The following is a 1,088-nucleotide window of genomic DNA, read 5'->3' as shown; positions in this document are numbered from 1 at the left end:
CGGCCGCCACGCTGATCGATTCGCTGGATGAGGAAGCGCGCCGCCGCGCGGATCAGTTCGAGGAGGCTTCGGCGAAGCTCGCCACGGCCGACGCGGCGCTGGCCCCCGCGCTCGCTGAAACCAAATCGACGGATCGCGCGGAATTATCGGAAGCGATCGAACGGTCGCGCGCGAAGCGCCGGCTGACGGTGGAGCGGGCCGCCATAGAACGCAGGATCGTCGAGGAAGGGGACGGCTTCACGCTGGACGAACTCGTCGCCGCAGTCGCCGCTTCTAATCCTGACCAAATCGCGAGCCACGTCTCGTCGCTGGATGCACGGTTGGGGGAATTGAACGACGAGGTGGCCGCAGCGGCTACGGCGCATGGCCACGCCAGATCTGCTTTCACCGCCCTCGACGCGGGCGCGAAGGCCGAGCTTGAAGTCCTTGCCGAACAGTACATCCTGAAGCGTGCTCAGGCGCTGACGTTGAAGTGGGCGATCGAGAAATACCGCGAAAGACATCAAGATCCGTTGCTGTTGCGCGCCGGCGATTTGTTCTCGATTCTGACCGCCGGCCGCTATGCCGCGCTACGAGTGGACGCCGACGGAAGCGTCCCGCGGCTGCTGGGCCTGAGGGACGATCGACGCACAATGGTGGAGGTGGGCGCCATGAGCGAGGGCACCACCGACCAGCTCTTCCTCGCCCTTAGGCTGGCGGCGCTGGAGCAATCGGTGAAGGCTGGGGTCAACCTGCCGTTTCTCGCCGATGACTTGTTCGTGAACTTCGACGACGAGCGCGCCGAAGCGGGGTTCAGGGTGCTCGCCGAGGTGGCCTGTTCCACGCAGGTCCTGTTCTTCACGCACCATCCCCACCTTGTCGAGATTGCCAAGTCCGTTGTCGGTGACGACCTCCACTCGAAGTGCGAGCTCGCTTGACGCGATGCGGCTAGAGGACAGCGCCATGATCATCTTCGGGACCGATCCTTGGTTCCGCCGTGCGGACGTCCAGGTGATGGGGTTCTCGTGACGGCGGTGCAAAAAGTGCCGCTAAGCAAGCTATTGAAACATAGCGATAAAAGCCGCGAGAAAATTGTAACCCATTGATAT

General features: G+C 63.1%; 1 protein-coding gene. It reads left to right on the top strand.

Features of this window, described 5'->3' with window-relative positions; all coding sequences use genetic code 11:
* Positions 1-917, top strand: a 917-nt coding sequence (locus IQ35_RS20990; RefSeq protein WP_422396781.1) for an ATP-binding protein, incomplete at its 5' end; no start/stop codon positions are given.
* Between the last annotated feature and the right edge of the window lie 171 nt (positions 918-1,088).

This window comes from Sphingobium wenxiniae (genome assembly GCF_007830065.1).
Lineage (GTDB): Bacteria > Pseudomonadota > Alphaproteobacteria > Sphingomonadales > Sphingomonadaceae > Sphingobium > Sphingobium wenxiniae.
The sequence above is the reverse complement of the archived record's forward strand: the minus strand, read 5'-3'. Positions and strand labels throughout refer to the sequence as shown.